Source organism: Tepidibacter formicigenes DSM 15518 (assembly GCF_900142235.1).
Taxonomy (GTDB): domain Bacteria; phylum Bacillota; class Clostridia; order Peptostreptococcales; family Peptostreptococcaceae; genus Tepidibacter; species Tepidibacter formicigenes.
The window spans coordinates 1-3,818 of sequence record NZ_FRAE01000112.1 but is presented as its reverse complement, the minus strand read 5'-3'; the positions used below and the strand labels follow the sequence as shown (position 1 = coordinate 3,818).

7 protein-coding genes are annotated in these 3,818 nt (G+C 27.8%); 6 read left to right on the top strand and 1 reads right to left on the bottom strand.

The window, feature by feature from the left end; translation table 11 throughout:
• The 5 genes from BUA77_RS12850 to BUA77_RS14485 all read left to right on the top strand — a co-directional run.
• Positions 1–498 (top strand): helix-turn-helix domain-containing protein (locus tag BUA77_RS12850; RefSeq protein ID WP_143151371.1); only part of this gene is annotated, 498 nt, incomplete at its 5' end.
• A 151-nt stretch (positions 499–649) separates the two neighbouring features.
• The gene (locus BUA77_RS12845) at positions 650–1,162 is read left to right on the top strand and encodes a hypothetical protein (RefSeq protein ID WP_072890904.1); all 513 of its coding nucleotides are present in this window, start codon (positions 650–652) and stop codon (positions 1,160–1,162) included.
• A complete protein-coding gene (locus tag BUA77_RS13425) occupies positions 1,146–1,325 on the top strand; it encodes an SHOCT domain-containing protein (protein ID WP_084605799.1) in 180 nt (59 codons plus the stop codon). The genes BUA77_RS12845 and BUA77_RS13425 overlap by 17 nt, the downstream gene beginning before the upstream one ends.
• A gap of 130 nt (positions 1,326–1,455) precedes the next feature.
• A complete protein-coding gene (locus BUA77_RS12835; RefSeq protein WP_242939131.1) occupies positions 1,456–2,016 on the top strand; it encodes a hypothetical protein in 561 nt (186 codons plus the stop codon).
• Positions 2,009–2,197: a hypothetical protein gene (locus BUA77_RS14485; RefSeq protein WP_242939130.1), complete on the top strand. Its 189-nt coding sequence runs from the start codon at positions 2,009–2,011 to the stop codon at positions 2,195–2,197. Before BUA77_RS12835 ends, BUA77_RS14485 begins: the two co-directional genes overlap by 8 nt.
• A 30-nt stretch (positions 2,198–2,227) precedes the next feature.
• Here the strand turns inward: BUA77_RS14485 and dcm are convergent, their stop codons facing one another.
• Positions 2,228–3,493: a DNA (cytosine-5-)-methyltransferase gene (gene dcm / locus BUA77_RS12830; RefSeq protein WP_072890901.1), complete on the bottom strand. Its 1,266-nt coding sequence runs from the start codon at positions 3,491–3,493 to the stop codon at positions 2,228–2,230.
• 209 nt (positions 3,494–3,702) lie between these two features.
• Here dcm and BUA77_RS14855 point away from each other — a divergent pair.
• Positions 3,703–3,818: DUF1659 domain-containing protein (locus tag BUA77_RS14855; RefSeq protein WP_143151369.1), on the top strand; the 116-nt coding region annotated here is incomplete at its 3' end.

Here is a 3,818-nt window from a genome sequence, read left to right as displayed (position 1 = left end):
TGCCATGGGTATCGTGAGCTTATGTGCTTTTTATATAGAAATTTTGCTATGCAAAGTTTATTAATAGGAGATAGTCCAGAAGATGCAGCTAAAGAAGCTAAAAGAATGATGCTTGAGTTTAACCAAAGATTTAAAAGACCACTTATTGAAAAGAATGTTGAGTCCAAGACAAGAAATGTAGAGAGAAAGCAGTATAACTTCAAGAATGAAACTATAATTACAATGCTTAATATAAAGGACCATGAACAAAGGGAACTTAAAACAATAATAAGTGATGAAGAGTACATAAGAAGACAAAGAGAGTATGATGAAAAAAGAAAAAAAGAGAGAAAGAAAGCTCGTAGAAATGAACAGGGGTTAACTAAAAGAGAATATGAGAAGAAAGAAAAAGAAAAAAAGATTAAAAAGCTAATAAGTCAAGGTTTAAATAAAAAACAAATAGCTGAAGAATTGGGGATTTCTAGACAGATGGTACATAGATATATTAAAAATTTATAAAAGTGTAAACTGAAATGTCCGTCTTATATGGGAAGTACTTGTACTTCATTGTTGGGGGTGAGTGTAACGGTACTCCCAACAATCTTTTATAGACGAGTGAGTAGTATTCACTTACGCATTACTTAAGATTTGTTTCCTTCGGAGGTATTTTATGCTTTATATTGATTTATCAAAAGGATTAACGATGAAGATCAACGGAACTCTTTCAGCTATGCTTAGAACTAATTCTTTTCACAGTGCTAATGAAGTTTATAAAGAATTCTTAGATGTAAAAATATTTAAAACTAAAAAAGGGATTTATTACAATGAAAAACCGTATAAAGATTATGATAAAGAAGGAAATGAAATAGTAGTGTGTAAAAAAGAATATAAGCTTGATGAAGAGTTTTTAGAGGATATACAAAAGATTATAGCTCAAAGGTTTGAAAAAAAGAAAAAAAGAGATGTACAGAGTCAAAAAGAGTTTGAAAAGAGAATGAAACAAGAATTAGCAACTGATAAGCAAAAGAAGTATGCAAGTAAACTTTATAACCAGCTTCATGGTGAAAAGAAGAAGTTTGATGATAAAGATTATACTAAGCAGGATATGAGTGATATAATCCAGGATCTTTTAAGTAAGATTGAAAATGACAATAAAGTTATTGAGGTTGATTTTAGAAGATAAAAAGAAAGGATTTCTTAATGAAGGTATTAAAATTTTTAGCTATATTTATAGATTAGATTTTGAAGTTAAGCTTAGGAAGTTAAATGATTTAATGAAAGATGGATTGATTAATGAGGAAGAATTTAAAAGAAAAAGAGAAGAAATTTTAAGTGAAAAATGGTAGTGATAGGCTTAGTACCATCATCCGTGTTACCAGGTGCAAAGTACAATTGTAAACGTAGTAAAATAGCAGGTTTCAAGCATTTAATGTGTTCTTATATTTTAGGCAAATTTAATTAATACGAGGAGGTATTATGGCTGGCTATATATTTAGTTTAGATAATGAAAATTCACTAAGATTTTGTATTGAAAATGGGATTTATTCAACCTATCTATCACATCCTTCTAATAATAGATGGCGTATTCATCATGAAGGAACTTTTGGTGATTATGCTACAATGAAAGAAGGGGATAATATATATTTTTTCATAGATAGAAAAATATATGGTATCGGAACTTTAATTAATATTAATGGAGATTGTAAATTTAATAACTATCCAAGTTCAACATTACCTATAATACAAGATTTTGAGGATATAAAAGATGATATGTTATTAAATGATAATGAAAAAAATTTAAATAATAGATGGATATGTATATTTGAACCTAATCCTAATTTCTTTAAAATAGGTATTGATATGGATGATGTTTTAGCATCAAAGCCTGAAAGTTTTAGGATGTTAAGAGCATTTTGGAAACTTTCATTTATAAAAATTGATGATGAAGAAAATAAAGCATTAAAAGATATTATCCTAAAGAGAAATGAAGAATATATAAATTCACAAAATACAAATTATATATTTCAATATGATTAAAGCTTTTGTTGTTGCTTATGATTTTTCTCAAGATGTAATAAATCATAAAAATAATATTTGTATAAGAAATTACACTAAAGGAAGAAGACCTACAATTCCAGCACAATGGACAGATGTAAAATTAATAAAATATAGGTTTGATCAAGTAAATAAAAATCTTATATTCCAAGAAGTAGAATAAAATAGAAAAGTCAATTTGACTTTTCTATTTTTAATTTTCTGAAGTTATAGCTGCAGATTCAATTTGCTTATAATGTTCATTAGTTTCTTTTTCAAATATATAATTTAATGTTTTTCCCATTTTTTCAATTAATCCAACAACTAAAGCGTTACCCATACAAAAATATCTAAACTTTTGAGGCATACCAGTGTTTGTCCAATTATCATCGAATCCATTTAATCTTTCAGCTTCAATTGGAGTAAGTATTCTAAGCCTACCGGTTACAAGGTCTTTAACAACATGAGTACTTCTATTTAAACTAGATTCACTTGTAAGCATAGTTCTTCCAGGTTTTTCTATAGGGTCAGGAAAAGATAAACCACCTTCACTAAAGGTATAAGTATGACCTGTTTTACTTGTTCTTTCTATTCTTTTAGGTCCTTTTAAATATATCCATTTTTTTAATTTTTCTTCATCAGTATCAATATAATACTGTTCATCTACATTTGTTTCTAAAATAGAACCTAAACTAACTTGAGGATGTTTTGTAGGATTTGTTTCCTCTGTATAAATTTTACCATTAGTCATAATCCCTGTATTTCTAAATGTTAATTGAAAATTATCAGAAACGTCAGCAAGGTCTATATATTCCATTTGTTTTTCTATTGGAGTATGTTTAGTTTCAAAATGTTTTTGTATAGGAAACTCATTTTGAAAAAATCCTTGATTATGAATCCAAGCTCTTAAATTATTTTCATCTAGTTTTTGGGAAAAGTTTGTATCATTTCTAAAAGCAAATATAAAAATTCTTCTTCTTCTTTGTGGGAATCCATATTCAGCTGCATTAATAACTCTCCATTCAACTGAATATCCTAAATCGTTAAAACAAGCAAGTATTACACCAAAATCTCTTCCTCTTTGTTTTGCTGGAGATTTTAATAATCTATCTACATTTTCTAACAAAACAAAAGGAGGTCTTTTTACTTGTAAAATATCTCTTATTTGCCACCATAGTACACCTTTAATACCTTCAATTCCTCTAGCTTGAGTTCTTGCTACAGAATAATCTTGACAAGGAAATCCTCCTACCAATAAGTTATGGTTTGGTATAGTATTTTTATCTATAGTAGCAATATCTTCATTAACATGATTTTCGCTTTCACCAAAATGATTTATATAACATTCAAAAGCATGTTGAGCTTTTCTACTTGGTTCCCATTGGTTAGCCCATACAAAATTCCAATCATTAGCAGATTTATTTAATCCCAAACGGAAGCCTCCAACCCCTGCAAATAATTCACATACTGTCTTATCCATATGATAATAACCTCCATTTGTTATTTTATTCCTAGTTAAACATATGTTCTGCGTTATATTAAATTATTATACTATATATTTTTTTATCTGAAAAGATCGAATTTAGCAATAGAAATTATTTCTATAACAATATTTTTTAATTTCTTTAGCTATAACATTATCTTCAAATCCCATATCCTTAAATCAACAAATTAAAAAGGAGGGATACCATGGCAGTAGTAAAAATACCTAAGGAAAGCTCTATAAAACTGACATTTTCACTTGGCTTAGATGAACATGGAAAAGAAATATTAAGAAAAAAATCTTTATCTCATGTAAAAAATGA

What these genes read in the sequence shown, in the direction of transcription:
- BUA77_RS12845 (WP_072890904.1), top strand. Translation starts at nt 650, where the DNA reads ATGCTTTATATTGATTTATCAAAAGGATTAACGATGAAGATCAACGGA.
- BUA77_RS14485 (WP_242939130.1), top strand. Translation starts at nt 2,009, where the DNA reads ATGATTAAAGCTTTTGTTGTTGCTTATGATTTTTCTCAAGATGTAATA.
- dcm (WP_072890901.1), bottom strand. Translation starts at nt 3,493, where the DNA reads ATGGATAAGACAGTATGTGAATTATTTGCAGGGGTTGGAGGCTTCCGT.
- BUA77_RS12835 (WP_242939131.1), top strand. Translation starts at nt 1,456, where the DNA reads ATGGCTGGCTATATATTTAGTTTAGATAATGAAAATTCACTAAGATTT.